Below are 17,171 nucleotides of genomic sequence, written 5' to 3'. Positions count from 1 at the left end.
CCGCACTTCGACAGCGTGATTCAATGGTTACGAATTGAACTTTCCATTAAGAAATTCCTGCAAAGTATTAAAAAAGAATTACCGAGCCCCAAGCCCGTTCCCCTCCGACGTATTTTCGCAGATAATGGTTACGACGGCGAGGGGCGCCGTACAGACGAGGGCGCGGTTGGGCGCACGAGGAAGCAAGGGGACCGAACGCAGGCGCACGGAGGATGAAATGCTCGCAAAGAACGCTAAGCCGTTCCGTTACGGCATCCGCTTCAAATTCGCCGTCTTGATCGGCGCGCTTGTCGTTATCCTCATGATCGTCGACGCGCTCTGGAACGTGAACCTCCAGCAGCAGCAATCGCAGAACGAAGCCCTCGAGAAGGCCGAGGTGCTCGCCGACGAAATGCGCGCCGTATGGGATTTCGTCGACATCAACCAAGACATTATCAACCGCAACGATGACGGCACCTTCCGTACGAAGCACCTCGTGTGCGTTGTGGCTGCAAAATCGGTCAGCACCCTGTTCACCACCCAGACCGACTACGTAATTCACTTCGTCAAGGAGAACCCGCGCCAACTGGCAAGCGCGCCCGACGAGTTCGAGAAAGAGGCGTTCGAGGCGTTTGCCGCCGATCCCGAGCTCGAAGCCTACTACGGGGTGGGAACCGACGAGAACGGCCAGCGCGTATTCCGCTATACCGAGCCGCTCTACGTAACCGAGACATGCCTCGAATGCCACGGCGAGCCCGTAGGCGAGCTCGATCAGTACGGCTACGAAAAGGAGGGCATGCAAGTCGGCGATATCGGCGGTGCCATGTCCATCATCGAACCCATGGACATCTACGCGGCCGGGATGCAGACGAGCGTGATCCAGCAGGTGTTCATGGTGCTGCTCGTGCTCGTGATCGCCTGCATCGGCATATATGTTGCCGTAAGCAAGCTCGTGCTGCGTCCCATCGAAGCGCTCGGAAACGCCGCCAAGCAGATCGGCAAGGGCGCGTTCGATTACGAACTCGACCTGCAGAACACGGGGCGTCCCGACGAGATCACGGAGTTCGCGAACGACTTCGACAAGATGGCGCGGCGCCTCGAGCGGCTCTACACCAGCATGGAGACCGAGGTCAAGAACCAGACCGACGAGCTATCAGCCTTAAACGATCTGCTCATCTACCAGAAATCGGAGCTCAAGAAAACGCTCGACAAACTGAGCGAGGAGACCGCCTACAAAAACGAGTTCTTCGCTATCATGAGCCACGAGCTGCGCACACCGCTCACCTCGATACTCGCGTTCGCCCGCATCCTACGCACCGTCGATTCGCTCGACGACAAAACGCGCAACGCCGTCGAGGAGATCGAGGCGAATGCAACGCTGTTGCTGAACATGGTAAACAACATCCTCACCATCTCGAAGGCCGAAGCCCATAAAAACGAGCTCATCACCGAACCCGTCGATTTCGTCGACCTGATCGGCTTCATCAAAAACTCGCTCGAACCCGTTGCCAAGAACAAGGACATCGCGCTGACGGCACGGGCCGATTCCGACATCCCGCTCTCGATGGCCGATTGGGAGAAGCTTCGCCGCATACTCGAAAACCTCGTCGACAACGCCATCAAGTACACGCATGCCGGGGGAACGGTCGACGTGCGTGCCGTATTCGCGCCTCCCGAAGCGCACGGGAAAGACGCCGGAGACAGCACCGGAGACGGAAGCTCGCCCGATCTCGGATCCATCGTCATATCGGTCGCCGACGACGGCATCGGCATTGTCGAGGAAGACCGGGAAGGCATCTTCGAACGCTACCGACAGGCAGGGCAATCGCCTAACCGCCGCTACCGAGGAACGGGGCTCGGCCTCGCCGTAGTCAAAGAGCTCACCGAACTCCACGGCGGCACCGTGTCGGTCTCGTCGGCTCGCAAAGCGGGGAGCACGTTCACCGTGCGGATCCCCTACGCACCCGTCGATACGGAGGAATATGATGAAGATACTGCTCGTTGACGACGAAATCAGCATCGAACGGCTCGTGTCGAGCATGCTCCTCGATGCGGGATACGAGTTCGCCTACGCCGACAACGGTTTCGACGCACTTGCAATAGCCGAGCAGGAAAAGCCCGATCTCATCATCATGGATGTCATGATGCCGAAGATGGACGGCTTCGCCGCATGCCGCGAGCTGCGCGCACGTGGCATCACAGCTCCCATCATCTTCCTCTCGGCCAAGGGCGACATCGTGGACAAGGGCATCGGCTTTCAGGCCGGAAGCGACGACTACATGGTAAAGCCGTTCGATCCGCGCGAGCTGCTCATGCACATCGAGGCGCACCTCCGCCGCGCGAACATGGGCGTCGCAACGGCCTCGAAAGACGAGGTGCTCGACATCGGCCGCTTCACCCTCGACGTCGCGCAGTTCCGCGTAACGAAAGGAGACGAGAGGCTCTCGCTCACGCCGAAAGAGTTCAAGATATTCTTCGCGCTTGCCAGCAACCCCGGCATCGTACTCTCCAAAGAGCAGCTGGTCGAGGCGGCGTGGGGAAAGGAATTCGTCGGTGAGACGTCGAGCATCACCGTGTTCATCAAGAAGCTCCGCGAAAAGGTCGAAGACGATCCGTCCGATCCCCGCATCATCCAAACCGTCTGGGGCATCGGCTACCGCCTCGAACCCGAGGCGTGCTAGCGCGCGAACTCGATTTCAACGGTCAGCACGTCTCCCTCGATAGACGCCCGCGCCGTGGCCCCCATCCTCTCGCACAGGCTCGCCACGATCGCAAGGCCCAGGCCGCTGCCCGCCGATCCCCGCGATGCGTCGGCTCGGTAGAATCGCGAGAACAATCGCCCCTCGTCGATGGCAGCGGGGTCGTCTACGCGGTTCGAGACGGCAACGGTGCGACCGCGCTGCACGACCGTCGGAGCCGACGAGCCGTGCTGCAAGCAGTTCGCTGCAAGGTTCGAGAACACGCGCACGAGATCGTCGGCATCCGCCGACGCCGCAAGCGCCTCGTCCTCGAAATCGATGGCCGGCTCCCACCCCTTGCCGGCGAAACTCGGGTACAGCGAGGCGAACGCCTCGACAACGGCATCGTACACCGATGCCGCCCCCTCGCGAGGCTCGCAACCTGGATCGCGGGCCTTCGTGTACTCGAACAGCTGGTCGACGAGCTCCTTCATCGCGGCGAGCCGCGCCCGCGCTTCGCTCACGCAGCGCTCCCGCTCGTCCGGGTCGTCCTCGAAGCCGTAGAGTTGCAGGTAGCCCTGGGCCCCGGCAAGCGGCGTGCGCACATCGTGCGAAAGCGCCGCCATGTCCTCGCGGAAGCGCCTCCTCTCGCCCTCAACCTCGCGGCGCACGCGCCCCTGATCGTCGATCAGGCCGTTCACCGCGCTTGCCGCCTTGACGGTTCCCGGCGTGCGCAGCTCGACCGTCAAACGCTGGTTGCTGGCATCGTCTGCGCCCCCGAGGAACCGCGCGACGCTTCGAAACTCCCGCTCATAGCACAGGGCAAGCACGAGAAGCAGCACAACGGCAACCGAGAGGACGATAACGGCGACGATCATTTTGCAAGCTCCCTTTTCTTCATTACCAGCACGCACAAGCCGAGTGCGACGGCGCACGTTGCCGCAGCAGCCGCGATCCCGCCCGCATCCGATACCGCTCCCGCACTCAAAAGGTTCATCTGGACGGCAAGATACCCATCGAGACAATCGCGCAGCGGCGGAAAATCAGCGAATACGTTCGCAAGGGCCACCCGCAGAAACGATTCAACAAGGCCCGATGACACGACGAGCGTTGCAACCGTGGCCAGCGTCTCGTTTCCCGTTGCAAACACAAAAAGGACGGCGATGAGCGAGTACGCCGTCGAAACGAGCAGGAACTGGCAGAACAGAAGCGCCAGATCAACCACGCTGCTTTCGGCGATTGCAAAACCGAGAACCTGATACGCCGCTCCAGCCACCACCGAACTCGCAACCATAGCCCCCACCTGCACAACCAGGACCGTTACCGCCGCAGCAAGCGCATACGATACGCGGCCGCCCTTTGCCTGAAGCACGTTCTTGATCGATTTCGTCTTGAAATCGGCGGCGAAGAAAACCGCGCAGTAGACGCTTGCCAAAAACACAACCCCCGATCCGAGAGTCCTCCCGTACATCTGCACGGCGGTCATGGTCGGGTTGAGCGGGTCGCCATAGGACGCAGACGAGCTCGCCGTGAAAAACCACACCAGGGGCTCCATGCAGATAAGCAGCACGCACACGATGGCGTACGCCCACGTAAGGCGCGTTTTCACAAGGCGGTACAGATTCGACCTCAGCATGCTCAGCATGACGCGCCTCCCCCCGCGCGATCGCCTCGCGAGGGCGCTTCGTCCATGAGCTCGACGAAGTAGTCCTCGATATCGCGTGAGTGGCGATACATCGCCGATACGGGGATCCCGGCCTTGGCGAGAATCCAACCCGCCTCCTCGGAGGAAAGGTCGGAGTCGACGCGGATCGATCCGTCCTCGTGCACGCCGAGGGCGGCGTCGGGCCGCGCGCGCTCGAGCACGGCCAGCGCCATCTCGCTTTCGGGGCTTTCGATGCACAGATAGTCGGAGCATTCCCGTTCGACATCCTCAACCGCGAGCTCGCGCACCAGGCGCCCGCCGCGTATGACCCCGTAGCGCGTTACCATCCGCTCGAGCTGATCGAGCACGTGCGAGCTGATGAAAACCGTGATGCCCCGCTCCTCGTTGAGGCGCGTGATGAGACTGCGGATGTCGCGCACGCCTTCCGGATCGAGCCCGTTGAAAGGCTCGTCGAGCAGCAGCAGATCGGGAGAGCCCACCAAAGCGAGCGCAAGGCCGAGGCGCTGCTTCATGCCGAGCGAGTACGAGCCCGCCTTATGCCCGGCGACATCGGCAAGGCCCACGAACGCGAGCACGTCGCCCGAGATCGCGCGGGGGTTCGCCGAGCCGAGCGCAAGCGCGCGGCACATCACGTTGTCGAGCCCCGATAGGTTGGGATGCACGCCGGGTCCCTCGATGATCGACCCGACTCGCGAGTTCGTCTCGCCGGGGCGCACGACGTCGCCGAACAGCTCGATGTATCCCTTTGTCGGCAGCGACAATCCCGCCACCATCTTCATGAGCGTCGATTTCCCGGCCCCGTTGCGACCGACGAATCCGTAGATGTCGCCCGGAGCCACCGTCATGGTCACATGATCGACCGCCCACGTCCTGCCGTATCGCTTGCCGAGCGCCACGGTCCGAAGAGCATTCATACCGTTTCCCCTTCCTGAAGGTTTTGCATTGCCTCCACGATAGAGAACGGATTTTCAGAAACCTCTGGAGAAGCTGCAAGAAAGTTCCAAGATAAAGGACGGCCCCGAATCATTGGGATCGCGAGTCGTCTGCGAGCCTGAACCCCACACCCCATACCGTCTCGATGAAGCCGTCGGTTCCCGTCTCCTTGAGCTTGCTGCGGATGTTGCCGACATGCGTGCTCACGCTCTTCTCCTCGAGCGCCCCCTCGTCGCCCCAAGCCGCCGCTGAAAGATCCTTCTTCGAAAACACCCGCATCGGATGGGCCATGAGCGCGGCAACCATCTCGAACTCGGTGCGCGTGAGCCTGACCGGTGCGCCTGCAACGCGAAACGCGCGCTCGTCGAGGTCTATCTCCCACGTGCGGAAGCGAAGCGTGCGGCCGGGCGCTTTGCCCATCCCCGAGCGCTGCGATGCGCGCCGCGCCTGCACCTCGACGCGCGCGAGCAGCTCCTCGAGGTCGAAGGGCTTCACGAGGTAGTCGTCGGCGCCGATCCTCAAAAGATCGACCTTGCTCGAAACATCGCTTTTCGCCGATATCACGATGACGGGCGCATCGCTGCCTTCGCGGAAGATGCTCACGACATCCTCGCCGCGCATGCCCGGCAGCATGAGGTCGCAGATCACGAGGTCGTACGCGCCTGCATCCTGCATGAGCAGGCGCGCCTCGGTTCCCGAGTACGCCGGCGTGCACGCGTATCCCGCTTTGCCGAGAAACGAACGCACGACGTCGTTGATCGCCGCATCGTCCTCGACGACGAGAATGCTCGGTTTCGTGTTGTTCCCAAAATCCATGCCGCGATTATAGCAAAGCGGTCGCGAATCTCCACTTCGCCGCTGCGTTCGGTACGGCACATGACTTGCGCGGCGTTCTGTATTCTCCGTTGGCTTGCGGATTCTCTTCCCTATCGCGCCGAGCGCAGCATTAGTATGTATCCAGCACATACACGGACCCGTACACGACAACCAGCAAGGAGACTCATGAAACGCATACGCATCGGCATTCTCGGCTACGGAAACCTCGGACGCGGCGTCGAGCTCGCGATCGGACAGCACGACGATATGGAGCTCGTCGGCATATTCACCCGCCGCGATCCCTCGACGGTCGCTGCGCACACCAAAGACGTGCCCGTGCGCCCCGCAAGCGAGCTCGATCAGGGCGCCGACGATATCGACGTGCTCATTCTCTGTGGCGGAAGCGCGACCGACCTGCCCGAGCAGACCCCCCGCTACGCGGCCCGCTACACCGTAGTCGACAGCTTCGACACCCACGCGAACATCCCCGAGCACTTCGCCATCGTCAACAAGGCCGCGCAGGATGCGGGCACCATCGCCGTCATCTCATGCGGTTGGGATCCGGGCATGTTCTCGCTCAACCGCCTGTACGGCACCTGCGTGCTGCCCGAGGGCACCGACTACACGTTCTGGGGCCGCGGCGTGAGCCAGGGTCACTCCGATGCCATCCGCCGCATCGAAGGCGTCGCCGATGCGAAGCAGTACACCATTCCCGTCGAAGCGGCCCTCGAAGCAGTGCGCTCCGGCTCGAACCCCGAGCTCACCACAAGGCAGAAGCATCTGCGCGAGTGCTGGGTCGTGCTCGACGAAGGCGCCGACGCGGACGCCGTCGAAGAGCAGATCACAACCATGCCCAACTACTTCGCCGACTACGACACGACCGTGCATTTCATCTCGCAGGAGGAACTCGACCGCGATCACGCCGCCATGCCGCACGGCGGGTTCGTCCTCCGCAGCGGCGAGACCGGAGACGGAAACCCCGCCCTCATCGAGTACTCCCTCAAGCTCGGTTCGAACCCCGGATTCACCGGCAACGTCCTCGTCGCCTTCGCCCGCGCAGCGCACCGCCTCGCACAGGAGGGCCAAGCGGGAGCCCGCACCGTGTTCGATATCGCGCCCGCGTATCTCTCTCCGTACGGCGGCGAGTACCTGCGCGAACACCTCCTGTAGGAAACCGAAAACGGATCCGAGATACGAAAAGGAGCGCTCATGGGCATCGCTGTGCACATAGACGCCGACCGCTGCATCGGATGCGGTGAATGCGTGGACGATTGCTTCCCGGGAGTACTGCGCCTTGAAGACGGGATCGCCGTCGTGAGCGGCCCCTGCCTCGAATGCGGGCATTGCGTTGCCGTATGCCCGACGGAGGCGGCGAGCATCCCCTCGTACGACATGGAAGACGTCGAGAGCATCAATCGTATGCCCGCGCTCAACTCCAGCCAGCTGATTCGAGCCGTCAAATCCCGCCGGAGCGTCCGCTCGTACACCAGCGAAACCCTAGACGATGCGGTCATCGACGACATGATCCAGGCGGCCCGCTACACCCCAACCGCCCGAAACAGGCAGCGCACGAAGATCGTCGTCGTCAAGAAGGGGCTCGCCGAATTCAAGCAGATGCTTTGGGACGAGCTCCCCCGTGTGGCCGAACGGCTTGCGCAAGAGCGATCGCCGTACGCCCGCATCTTCGATCAGATGCACGAAGCCTATCGCAAGAACAGCGAAGACCGTCTCTTCTTCAACGCTCCGACGTTCTTTCTCGTAGTCACCAAAAACCCGTGGGACGGAGGCCTCGCGGCAGCGAACATGGAACTCGCCGCCGTCGCGCACGGCGCGGGCGTGCTGCACAGCGGATACCTGAGGCACATCGTTTCGGGAAGCAAGACGCTCGAAAGCTGGCTCGGCATCGAAGGCAAGGAGATATCCTGCTGCATGCTCGCCGGCTATCCTGCCGTTTCGTATCGGCGCACGGCACCGAGAAAACCAGCCTCGGTTATCCTCCGATAGCGATTCGACCGGCGCTGTCCGCCCGGCGTACGGGCGGACAGCGCGCCGATCCGACGGCGAACGCACCGCCCTACCGCGGGGTCGCACTCGCTGTGCTTTTGGCCGACTGTCCGCTGCCCACCTGCGCGATGTTCGATCCGCTCGTGTTCTTGCCGGTCGACCCCTGGCCGGAGCCGGAGGTCGAGCCGCTGCCGGTGCCCGAGCCGCCGTCTGAACCCGAACCGGAACCCGACCCCTGGCCGGTGCCCGAGCCGGAGCCTTGCCCGTCCGACCCCTGGCCGTCGCCGGCGGTCCCGCTTCCGTCCGAGCCGCTCCCGGAACCCTGTCCCCCGCTTCCGCCCGACGGATTCGAGGGGTCGGTCGCACCGCCAGCCTGACCGCTGCCCGAAGAGGCGTCGCTTCCCGACTGATCGGAATCCGCGCCCTTCGACGCATCGTCGGACGAAGAGGCGCTCTCGTCTTGCGCCTTACCGTTTTGCGCAGCCGAATCTCCTTCGGAGGAGCTGGATTCCCGCCCAGCATCCGAAGACTGGCTTTGCCCGGCAATCGACGGCAAAGGCGAAACTTTGGCGCCGATGCCCTGTCCATCGGTAACCGCATTCACGAGAAACGCCGAAACCACTACGGCGACCAAGGCCGACACGGCGGCGACCGCCGCCACGCGCCGCTGCAGTTGCTTCTTGCGCCTGCGCATCGTCTTCGCTCGAATGACTGTCGCGTCGCCCTGCAGGGCGGTGTCGTCGAGGCTCGGCGTAGTCGATTGCCGGGGGACAACGGGTAAAACCGCTGTTTTCGCAGGGACGGCAACCGTGTCGAAGCGATTGGTTTCCCCGTCCGCTCGCCACGCGGTTTCGCTCTCGCCTTGCCCAGCGGCTTCGGAAGGCATCGCCTCGTCTGCCGGGGGCCCGAACGTCGCCGCCCCGGCAGAAGCCTCGATGGGATGCAGGTCTTTGATCTTTTCGGCCGAAGCCGCAAGGAACTTCTTGTACAGTTGCGATGCAACCGCCGAAACGACCGAGCCGACGGCCACGCCGATCACCGAACCGGCAATGCCTATCTGCGAGGCCAGCAGCATCGAGGTGACCGCCGCCAGCGCCCCGGCGATAACCTGCGTCGCCGAAAGGTCGTCGAACAGGCCCCCCTTCCGAGGTTGCTCGGCTCGAACTTCTTGGGTCCCATGCGCCATCGAAGGCCTCCTTTCGGCATTGTCGTTGTCGCGCAGCGTGCGGGATGGCGCGGGCGTCCATCGCCAGAGACGACGACTGCATAGCCCATCGCCCGCGCGCAGTATCTTTCCTCCGAACATAACGCACGGAATCGCAGGCATGCGATTCTCCATCCAACCGTTACCTCCCAGCCATAGAACGTGCGCATCGCCTCCTGAAATCGTCCGCAATCCGGCGCACCGAGGTCCGCATACCCCGCGGAAACGCGATCGCTTTGTCAGCATTCGTCATAGTGGGATTCCGCCTGTCGTCGCCGCAGGCTCCTTCGACATGCCGTTCCCTCTCGCCGCCGTCCTGCTGTTCGTTGCGTTTTCCGTCCTCTGCGAGAAGCGCTCCGGCACCCGAGTCCCGCCGCAGGCGGCGTAAGGCCTCCTCTGCGGCCGGAGCGCGGGTTTCCGTGCTATAGTTTGCATGCGCGCCCGCGCGCAGCATCCTCGGAAAGGAACGCCATGGCAGCCACCGCTCAGACCCTCCTCGAAAACCAGCCCGATATCTTCTGGGGGTCGTACCACGACGATCCGAACTACCACTTCGGCATCTCGCTCGACTATCGCGATGACATGCTCATCCTGCTCGCCATCTACGTGATGAGCGATTGCGACGAGAACGAGGCGATGCTCGTCACGCCCGACGTGCTCGCCGAATGCTACACCATCGAGGATCTCGAGAAGAACGATATCGTTCTCAGCGACCTCATGGGCGAAGACGACGAGGACGCCATCGGCTGGTATTGCGCCGAGCTCTCCGTCTTCAAGCGAAGCGAGATCGATGCCATCAGGACAAGCAGCGAGAGGCTGGACGGCTACCTCGACGCCGTGATCGCCATACTCGAAATCGACCCCGACGAAGCCGACGAGTACGGCGAGGTGTTCGACGATATCTCGTTTTTCGAGATGCAGCACGAACTCGAAGCCATTCCGATGAACATCGACGAAGGCAAGCTCGCAAAGCCTTTGCCCTTCGAGTTCAGGCTCGTCGGCGACGCGTTGCTCGGCTGGCAATTCGCCGACGAAAGCGACTACCGCTAGACAGCCCCGAGACGCCCTTCGATGCGCCCGCCGAGCAGTCGTTCGCTCGTCTGGGCGATGCGGGCAGCCGAACCTTCGCCCCGCAAGAGCTCGACAGCCTCGAGTGCGGAAACCAGCAGGGTTTCGATCTCGCCGTAGGGGATGGCCGAGCCAGGCTGAGGCGGCGCATCGGTTTCGAGAAGGAGCCTGTCGAGAGGGATTGCCTTCGCATACTCGCGCCCGCGCTTCGAGGCCACCATGCGAGGGCCGACCGAGAAAAAGCACCCGAGCGCTACCGCTCGCTGCAGCTGATCCGACGAACCGGAAAACCAGTGCAGGATGCACGCGTTGCCTTCGGGCAGCGCATGGCGTTCGAGCAGGTCGAGTACTGCGTCTTCCGCCTTAACCGCATGGACGGACAGCACCTTGCCGCCCGCAGCGCACGCCGAAAGCACGCGCTCGAAGGCCACAACCTGCGCGTCCTCGGTTCCCGAGCGGCGCGCGCCGAAGTCGAGTCCCACCTCCCCGATGAAAGCCGTCGATGCGGCGAGCCGCTCGAACAGGGCGATGTCGTCTTCACCGCAAAGGCCGTCGGCCACCCACCAAGGATGCAGGCCGAGCCCCACCCGTACGTTTTCGCATGGTTCGAGCTCGCAGACGGCGGCTTCGTAATCCTGCGGCGTTACCGTCACCGAAAAACAGCCGATGCCGCGCGCGGCCGCTTCGCGTGCGGCGCGCTGGGCGTCGTCTGCGAAATCAAGATGGCAGTGCATGTCGAAGATCCTCATCGAACGCCCTTCCCCGCAGCCTTCGAAACGCGAGCGCCTCCCGCATCGGCACCCGAAGCCCGCACGCTGCCCGATTCCCGCCGGTTCGGCTTGATCGAATCGGCCAGCTTCATCGCGCTGTCCACGGATTCGCGATCCTGACCGATGCCCGATAATGCACGGATCACCTCGCCCGCTAGCATCTGGCCCATGATCGGCGGCACGAACGATGCGGTTCCGAGGTTCGTTCGCTCGCGCCGTTGCGCGCCTTCGGCCGCAGCCGTTTCAACCGGCTGCTCGCACGAATACAGCACGCGAAGGCGCTCGATGCCGCGCTTCCTCGCCTCTTTACGCATGACGCGGCACAGCGGACAATTGACGGTTTCGTAGATGTCTGCCGTGCGGAAGCACTCGGGATGGAGCTTATTGGCTGCCCCCATGCTGCTGATGAGACGGATTTTCCGTTCCTGAGCGAGCGCAGCGAGCGCAAGCTTTGTCGACACCGTGTCGATGGCGTCGACCACGTAGTCGAATGCGTTTTCGTGTTCGTCGAACAGACCGCCCAGGTTGTCGGGAAGCACGAACATATCGTGGGCAACAACCGCGGTATCGGGATTGATGTCGGCGATCATCGCCCGCATAACATCGGTTTTTTTGCGGCCTACGGTGCTATGGAAGGCAATCGCCTGCCTGTTGATGTTGCTCTCCTGCACGACATCGTGATCGACGATGACGAGGCGCCCCACACCGCCGCGAGCCAAAGCTTCGACGCAGTTGGAGCCCACGCCCCCGAGGCCGAGCACCATAACGGTCGATTCGCCAAGGCGCCTTACGCCTTCGCGACCCAATATGACTTCGAGCTTCGAAGCGGCATTCTGACCATCGGCTGTCATAGACCGTCCTTTCTGTCGGCGTCTATGGTAGCACGACAAGTATCTGCCGATTCCCTGCGACATCGCGAAGCGACGCTATGAAACCCCCAGCCAAGACACCCAGCTATCGGCTTCGCGCTGCGCCTGGGCGTACCCGCGATCGTAGGCGGCCCGCAGCCTATCGTAGCGGGTTTCCTTGTTCGAAACGGGCATCTCTTCGGGGTAGAATACCATCGCCGACCCCTCGGCTTCGAGCCGTTCGACCTCGTCGAGGATATCGTTGTAGAACCGCCAGCGCTCGATCGAGCGCTGCGCTACCAGCGGGTGCTGCCGAAACGCGGCCCGAAACAGCGCCTGCGAGACGGACCCCAAGGGCTTTTTTCGGTAGCCGCGCTTTTGCGAACGCACGATGAAGAAACGTTCGAACCCGTCGCGGCGCGCAGCATCGAGCAGCACGCCCCAGCTATCCCCCATGCCGCCGTCCATGTACGTGCGCCCGTCTATCACGGTCGGAGGCATGAAGATGGGCATGGTCGAGCTCGCCCGCACGCGCAGCATCATGGCGCGCATGGTGGGCATGTCGGCCTTCGTCCAGGCCACCGTCTCGCCCGTATCCCAATCGAACCCCTCGATATGCACGTCGGCGGGGTTCGCCCGAAACGTATCCCAATCGAACGCGAACACCTCGTCGGTACCTGCAAGCTGTTCGGCCACACCCTCGTAGAGGTACGGCCCGTTGAAGTACCCTTTGCCCGAAAGCATGCTGGCCACGCCGCCGAACTGCGGATCATTTACCAGATCGACGAACGAAGCCTTCGTCCGCTCCATGTCGCGCGACACGTAGTTGACCGCATGGCTCGACCCGGCCGAAATGCCGTAGACCTTCCCGAAATGAAGACCGCGCTCCAAAAGCGTGACGATCGCGCCCGCCGTATAGCTCGCCCGCATGCCGCCGCCTTCGATGACGAGAGCCACGTCGGGTATGTTTACCGTAAGGGATTCCATGAAGCACAGTATACCCGCGCCCTTCGGTCGGGGCGGCTAGGATTTCCATCTGTGGACGAACCCGACATCCGCATCCGCCTATTGCGGTTTTACGGCAACAACTCCGATCTGAAGCGATTCGCCCGAATACGGAGTGCCTCGCAGATCGTCGCCGACGGTTTCGACGGAAAATCCCGCATCCTCAAGCTCATCGACGATACGCCGTACGGAAAAGACCGTCTGATGGTTCTGATAGACGGTGATGCCGCCATCGACCACGACGCTCGTTTCGCAGAACGAATGCGTTTCCGAGAACAACCACGTTTTCCTCATGACAACGTGAGGGTGATCGCGGAAGAATCCCGCCTCGTACGCCTCCCACGTTCCAGCGGCACCGTCATCGGGGTCGGGCAGCTGCTTCTCCGACGCTACGTCGAGGGCGAACCTTCCGCCGGGACGAAGCGAACGGCGCACGTTCTCGAGGACCGCCCGCCTTTCCCCGGGCGACAGCACCCCGAAATCCTCCCAAACGAGCATAGCGGCATCGAAGCAGTCGCTCCCGAACGGATCGCAATAGCTCTGTACGCGATACTCGATATCCAGCCCCTTGCCGTGTGCCCGATCGAGCGCATAGGCAATCGAATGCTCGGATATATCGACCCCCGTCACCTGCACCCCCGCGCGGGCGAACCGCTCGGCGTACAACCCCGGTCCGCATCCGAGGTCGACGAGCGACGATCCCCGCGACAGTCGCAGCGCATCAACCAGGAATGAAACCGTTTCGTCGATCCTGCCCGGTGCGTAGCTCGCGGAATCGCTGCTGGAATCCAGGTGAGCCCGAAGCATCTGAGGCGCAATGCGAGGATCGGTCCAGATGCTCGCCTGCCGTTCGTAGGGCCGGGGTCTTTGCAGTGCGGTGTAGAGATCCATGGAATTCGCCTTCTCGTCAAGGTTGGCCGTTTCGCCATTATACGGGAACGGCGACGAACTCTAAAAAAGGGGTGCATTTGCCCGCGCTTTGCGTGGAGACTTTGCGCGATACCGCCCCCGTGGAAAGCGAACGGATACCATTAGTTCAGCAGAGAAACAATTGCAAGGAGTACGTCACCATGGCCACCCGCAGCGACCTGTCGCTCGATTCATCGTTCTTCGTCGCATGCGAGCTGACCCACCGCGCCCTGAAGGCGGGTCTGAAAAGCGTGAGCGATCTGAGCGTTACCCAGTTTCGCGCGCTCGTCAAACTGGTGGCCGCCGCACCCACCGGCCTCGCCCAATCGGATCTCGCCGCCCTGCTCGACATCAAGGCAAACGTAGCTTCTCAGGTAGTCAACGCGCTTGAGGGAAAGAGGCTCGTCAAACGCCACAAGAGAGCGAAGGGCGATGGGCGAATCCGCGACGTGCGCATAACCAAAGAGGGCACTGCTCTCGTCGATCGGGCGAACAAGGCCATCGTCGAGCAGCTGTACTCCCTGTTCCCCACGCAGAACAAAGCGTACCGCAGCATCCTCGAAGCATCGATCGCAGCGGGTGCCAACATCGATCCGCCCCTCTCGAAAGAAGCGGCAAAACGCTACTTCGCCTCGCGCACGCTCGTTTCGCTCGAACTCATACGCAAAGCCATGGAAGACGCCCTGAGAGGCACCTGCGGAGCTTCTTTCAACGAGTGCCTCGTCCTCATGAAGCTCGGCGAGGCGAACGCGCCCCTGAGAATCGGCGATCTGGCTCATCAGCTCCAGCTCACTCCCGTCACCGTCGCACGCTCGGTCGACCGACTCGCTGGCCGTTCGTGGGCGCAGCGCCTCGCGAGCCCCGTCGATCGCAAAGCGGTGTTCGCTTCGGCTACGCCGCAGGGATCCGAAGTGCAGCGCCTCATCGCCCGCACGGTCGACGAAGTAGCGCAAACGTTTCTATGGAGCAGGCTCGACGAGGGCCAAAGCCTTGCGCTCGCCGAAGCGGGGCATGTGGTTCTCGCCGACATGCAGGCGCGCGAAGAGGCCGAACGCAAGGCGGCGCTCGACCTCCTGGAGCCCATCGGCTAGCCAAACCCCGTACGCGACTGCGGCGCTGCGAGCCGCCGAGCTCCGCGATTGCACTCGACCTCAAAGCCAAGCGGCCGCCGAATCGGAAGCCGCCCGCGCGCGATCGCCCCTACACAGCCGCTTCCGCCCGCTTTTCCAGCGCACGCGCGCCGAANGCCCCTCGCCCGGGCCTGGGCGACGCACGCGCAGATCACCGGCGAGGCCGCCGCCAGAAGCGTGCCAATAAACGCCGCGAACACGACGAGCGCCACCACCAGCACTGCGGCCGACGGCAGCTTCGAGCTCATCGAGCCCACCTGGACCGCCGAAAGGATGCCGCTCGCCACGACAAACGCGCACACGATGGCGACGAGCGCCGTGGCCCATCCCCACAGAAACGCCATCGCCGGCTTGCCGGCACCCGCATAGCCGCGCTCGTAAAGAAACCCGTAGAGCGCCACGCCCGCCGTCGATATCACGAGCACGAGGCCCGCCAGAAACATGAACGCCACGAACGTCGATCCTGTGAGGATCGAGCAGATGACGTCGAGCATCGGCACGTCGGCCGCCGAAATGTAGTCGTAAGCGAGCGTCCCCGTGACGTCCATCACCGCAAGCCCGATTCGCGCCACCACGGCCACCACGAGCGCGAGAGCGAAAAGCGTCGCATACGGGCGCGCCATGCCTTTCATGTGTTGCAGCATGTCATACCTCCTTCGGTAAGCTTGCGCTTACGCATTCTCCCGTTCGTTTTGCACCGCATACGTTCCGCACAGATAGCCCCCGCAAAACGCCAGGCTCACATCTCCCAAAAGCGAACCCAAGATCGGATCGCCGATGTAGCTGTTCTCGCCGCACGCACCGCCCGCCGTGTGCCAGCCGGCGTACAGGCCGGGAATCGCCTTCCCGCTGGTCGAGATCACCTGCATCTCGTCGTTGATGAGCAGGCCCGCTTTCGTGCCGTACAGGTTGCCGCCGATGCGGCACCCGTAGAACGGGGGCGTCGATATGGCGTGGAGCCACTCGGCGGGCATGGGGTACATGTAGTCGTCCTCGCCCCTCTCGCACGTCTCGTTCCACCTGTTCACGGCCTCGACGAGCACGCCTTCGGCGAACCCGAGGTCCCGTTCGAGCTCCTCGAGCGTGTCGCGTTTCTTGAGCACGTCGGCGTCGATGGCGTCCTGCACGCCGTGGTGCCAGTCGCGGTAGTGCTCGGGCACCTTCTCGATCTGCTCCAGATCGGGCGTGATGAGCTTGCGGCAGTGTTCTTGGGCGAATCCCGCCAGATGGTCCTCGTAGTTCGCGTCGAACACGATGTAGGAGCGATGCCCCGGAGGCGTCATCTGGATGGTCGCCAGATCGCCGAGCGCGTAGATGGCGTTCGCGCCGTCCTCGTGCACCCGGCTGTCCATGTAGCGCAGGCGGTTGCCGCAGCGGTCGATCGTGAACCACGGCTGGCGCGACAGCTGCGTCATGCCGTCGTAGAGGAACCGCGCCCACTGCCCGCCCTCCGCCTCCCAATCGACGCCGCCGTCAAACGATGCCGAGCTGTTGAACCCCGACACGTCGGCATCCACCCCGAGCCCCATGCGGAAGCACTCGCCGGTCTCGCCCGCCGTCAGATAGCTCGAAGCGCAACCCATCGCAGCGGTGGGAATGTACTCTTTCAGGAGCGCCTTGTTGTTGCAGAAGCCGCCCGCCGTGAGGATGACGGCCTGCGTGGCGTGGATGTACACCTCGCGCTTGTAATCCTCGCGGCACACAACGCCCACGATACGGCCGTCGCCATCCTGCACGAGCGCCTCGGCCGGACTCTGGAAATGGTATTCGACGCCGTGTTTCTGACCGAAGCTGAACATGGCATCGGTGGCATCCTTCATCTTGAGCACGTGATGGTCGAGCGTTGAGTTCTTCGGTGCCACGTACACGGGCACTTCGCCGAGGCGCCACCGCACGCCGCAATCGCCCATCCAGTCGATGCACGCGCCGCCTGCCTCCGCGATGCGGTAGATGAGATGCGGGTCGGCGGCATAGTGGTACTCGTCGATGGCCCAGTCGGCCAGCGCCCGGGCGTCGAACGGATAGCTCGGGAAGGCGAACCGCTTGGATTCCTGCAGCTTGGAGCCGCCGAGGATAGCGCACATGCCCGCCTCCTGCGCGTTGCCGCCGTGCAATCCCATCGCCTCGACGCAGATGGTCTGCGCGCCGAGCTCGGCTGCGC

Annotated in this window: 16 protein-coding genes; 6 read left to right on the top strand and 10 right to left on the bottom strand. The window is 63.1% G+C overall.

The window, feature by feature from the left end:
• Positions 1 to 217: 217 nt before the first annotated feature.
• Positions 218 to 1,984 (top strand): ATP-binding protein, encoded by a 1,767-nt coding sequence (locus C1722_RS00385; protein ID WP_102377505.1) that lies wholly within the window; start codon positions 218 to 220, stop codon positions 1,982 to 1,984.
• Positions 1,962 to 2,660: a response regulator transcription factor gene (locus C1722_RS00380; protein ID WP_102377504.1), complete on the top strand. Its 699-nt coding sequence runs from the start codon at positions 1,962 to 1,964 to the stop codon at positions 2,658 to 2,660. Before C1722_RS00385 ends, C1722_RS00380 begins: the two co-directional genes overlap by 23 nt.
• Here the strand turns inward: C1722_RS00380 and C1722_RS00375 are convergent.
• From C1722_RS00375 to C1722_RS00360, 4 genes are all read right to left on the bottom strand, one after another.
• Positions 2,657 to 3,535: a sensor histidine kinase gene (locus C1722_RS00375; RefSeq protein WP_102377503.1), complete on the bottom strand. Its 879-nt coding sequence runs from the start codon at positions 3,533 to 3,535 to the stop codon at positions 2,657 to 2,659. The two genes, C1722_RS00380 and C1722_RS00375, sit on opposite strands and share 4 nt — an antisense overlap.
• The gene (locus C1722_RS00370) at positions 3,532 to 4,302 is read right to left on the bottom strand and encodes a hypothetical protein (protein WP_102377502.1); all 771 of its coding nucleotides are present in this window, start codon (positions 4,300 to 4,302) and stop codon (positions 3,532 to 3,534) included. The genes C1722_RS00375 and C1722_RS00370 overlap by 4 nt, the downstream gene beginning before the upstream one ends.
• A complete protein-coding gene (locus C1722_RS00365; protein WP_102377501.1) occupies positions 4,296 to 5,237 on the bottom strand; it encodes an ABC transporter ATP-binding protein in 942 nt (313 codons plus the stop codon). Before C1722_RS00365 ends, C1722_RS00370 begins: the two co-directional genes overlap by 7 nt.
• A gap of 109 nt (positions 5,238 to 5,346) precedes the next feature.
• Positions 5,347 to 6,072 (bottom strand): response regulator transcription factor, encoded by a 726-nt coding sequence (locus C1722_RS00360; RefSeq protein ID WP_102377500.1) that lies wholly within the window; start codon positions 6,070 to 6,072, stop codon positions 5,347 to 5,349.
• Positions 6,073 to 6,258: 186 nt separating this feature from the next.
• On the opposite strand from C1722_RS00360, the gene C1722_RS00355 reads away from it, so the two are divergent.
• Positions 6,259 to 7,242, top strand: a complete 984-nt coding sequence (locus tag C1722_RS00355) for a diaminopimelate dehydrogenase (RefSeq protein ID WP_102377499.1) — start codon at positions 6,259 to 6,261, stop codon at positions 7,240 to 7,242.
• A 39-nt stretch (positions 7,243 to 7,281) separates the two neighbouring features.
• Entirely contained in the window at positions 7,282 to 8,076 is a 795-nt protein-coding gene (locus tag C1722_RS00350; RefSeq protein ID WP_102377498.1) for a nitroreductase family protein, read from the top strand.
• A 70-nt stretch (positions 8,077 to 8,146) separates the two neighbouring features.
• Here the strand turns inward: C1722_RS00350 and C1722_RS00345 are convergent, their stop codons facing one another.
• Positions 8,147 to 9,262, bottom strand: a complete 1,116-nt coding sequence (locus C1722_RS00345; RefSeq protein ID WP_102377497.1) for a hypothetical protein — start codon at positions 9,260 to 9,262, stop codon at positions 8,147 to 8,149.
• 489 nt (positions 9,263 to 9,751) lie between these two features.
• On the opposite strand from C1722_RS00345, the gene C1722_RS00340 reads away from it, so the two are divergent.
• Positions 9,752 to 10,330: a hypothetical protein gene (locus tag C1722_RS00340; RefSeq protein ID WP_102377496.1), complete on the top strand. Its 579-nt coding sequence runs from the start codon at positions 9,752 to 9,754 to the stop codon at positions 10,328 to 10,330.
• Here the strand turns inward: C1722_RS00340 and C1722_RS00335 are convergent.
• The 4 genes from C1722_RS00335 to C1722_RS00320 all read right to left on the bottom strand — a co-directional run bounded on the left by C1722_RS00335 (position 10,327) and on the right by C1722_RS00320 (position 13,862).
• Positions 10,327 to 11,097, bottom strand: coding sequence for a TatD family hydrolase (locus tag C1722_RS00335; protein WP_102377495.1), 771 nt, complete (start codon positions 11,095 to 11,097; stop codon positions 10,327 to 10,329). The two genes, C1722_RS00340 and C1722_RS00335, sit on opposite strands and share 4 nt — an antisense overlap.
• The gene (locus C1722_RS00330) at positions 11,094 to 11,969 is read right to left on the bottom strand and encodes a tRNA threonylcarbamoyladenosine dehydratase (RefSeq protein ID WP_102377494.1); all 876 of its coding nucleotides are present in this window, start codon (positions 11,967 to 11,969) and stop codon (positions 11,094 to 11,096) included. The genes C1722_RS00335 and C1722_RS00330 overlap by 4 nt, the downstream gene beginning before the upstream one ends.
• 75 nt (positions 11,970 to 12,044) lie before the next feature.
• Positions 12,045 to 12,953: a patatin-like phospholipase family protein gene (locus tag C1722_RS00325; protein ID WP_102377493.1), complete on the bottom strand. Its 909-nt coding sequence runs from the start codon at positions 12,951 to 12,953 to the stop codon at positions 12,045 to 12,047.
• 78 nt (positions 12,954 to 13,031) lie between these two features.
• Complete coding sequence (locus C1722_RS00320; protein WP_102377492.1) at positions 13,032 to 13,862, bottom strand: SAM-dependent methyltransferase; 831 nt, start codon at positions 13,860 to 13,862, stop codon at positions 13,032 to 13,034.
• A gap of 179 nt (positions 13,863 to 14,041) precedes the next feature.
• Here C1722_RS00320 and C1722_RS00315 point away from each other — a divergent pair, with 179 nt between their 5' ends.
• On the top strand, positions 14,042 to 14,971 hold the full coding sequence (locus tag C1722_RS00315; RefSeq protein WP_102377491.1) for a MarR family winged helix-turn-helix transcriptional regulator: 930 nt from the start codon (positions 14,042 to 14,044) through the stop codon (positions 14,969 to 14,971).
• A 710-nt stretch (positions 14,972 to 15,681) separates the two neighbouring features.
• Here the strand turns inward: C1722_RS00315 and C1722_RS00305 are convergent.
• A partial coding sequence (locus C1722_RS00305; protein ID WP_102377490.1) for an FAD-binding protein occupies positions 15,682 to 17,171 on the bottom strand: 1,490 nt, incomplete at its 5' end.

The sequence above is a fragment of the Raoultibacter timonensis genome, from assembly GCF_900240215.1.
Taxonomy (GTDB): domain Bacteria; phylum Actinomycetota; class Coriobacteriia; order Coriobacteriales; family Eggerthellaceae; genus Raoultibacter; species Raoultibacter timonensis.
Note: the sequence above shows the minus strand (reverse complement) of the source record. Positions and strands in the feature narration are given on the sequence as shown.

Coding starts and splice junctions, on each gene's coding strand:
- C1722_RS00385 (WP_102377505.1), top strand. CDS start 218: ATGCTCGCAAAGAACGCTAAGCCGTTCCGTTACGGCATCCGCTTCAAA.
- C1722_RS00380 (WP_102377504.1), top strand. CDS start 1,962: ATGATGAAGATACTGCTCGTTGACGACGAAATCAGCATCGAACGGCTC.
- C1722_RS00375 (WP_102377503.1), bottom strand. CDS start 3,535: ATGATCGTCGCCGTTATCGTCCTCTCGGTTGCCGTTGTGCTGCTTCTC.
- C1722_RS00370 (WP_102377502.1), bottom strand. CDS start 4,302: ATGCTGAGCATGCTGAGGTCGAATCTGTACCGCCTTGTGAAAACGCGC.
- C1722_RS00365 (WP_102377501.1), bottom strand. CDS start 5,237: ATGAATGCTCTTCGGACCGTGGCGCTCGGCAAGCGATACGGCAGGACG.
- C1722_RS00360 (WP_102377500.1), bottom strand. CDS start 6,072: ATGGATTTTGGGAACAACACGAAACCGAGCATTCTCGTCGTCGAGGAC.
- C1722_RS00355 (WP_102377499.1), top strand. CDS start 6,259: ATGAAACGCATACGCATCGGCATTCTCGGCTACGGAAACCTCGGACGC.
- C1722_RS00350 (WP_102377498.1), top strand. CDS start 7,282: ATGGGCATCGCTGTGCACATAGACGCCGACCGCTGCATCGGATGCGGT.
- C1722_RS00345 (WP_102377497.1), bottom strand. CDS start 9,262: ATGGCGCATGGGACCCAAGAAGTTCGAGCCGAGCAACCTCGGAAGGGG.
- C1722_RS00340 (WP_102377496.1), top strand. CDS start 9,752: ATGGCAGCCACCGCTCAGACCCTCCTCGAAAACCAGCCCGATATCTTC.
- C1722_RS00335 (WP_102377495.1), bottom strand. CDS start 11,097: ATGAGGATCTTCGACATGCACTGCCATCTTGATTTCGCAGACGACGCC.
- C1722_RS00330 (WP_102377494.1), bottom strand. CDS start 11,969: ATGACAGCCGATGGTCAGAATGCCGCTTCGAAGCTCGAAGTCATATTG.
- C1722_RS00325 (WP_102377493.1), bottom strand. CDS start 12,953: ATGGAATCCCTTACGGTAAACATACCCGACGTGGCTCTCGTCATCGAA.
- C1722_RS00320 (WP_102377492.1), bottom strand. CDS start 13,862: ATGGATCTCTACACCGCACTGCAAAGACCCCGGCCCTACGAACGGCAG.
- C1722_RS00315 (WP_102377491.1), top strand. CDS start 14,042: ATGGCCACCCGCAGCGACCTGTCGCTCGATTCATCGTTCTTCGTCGCA.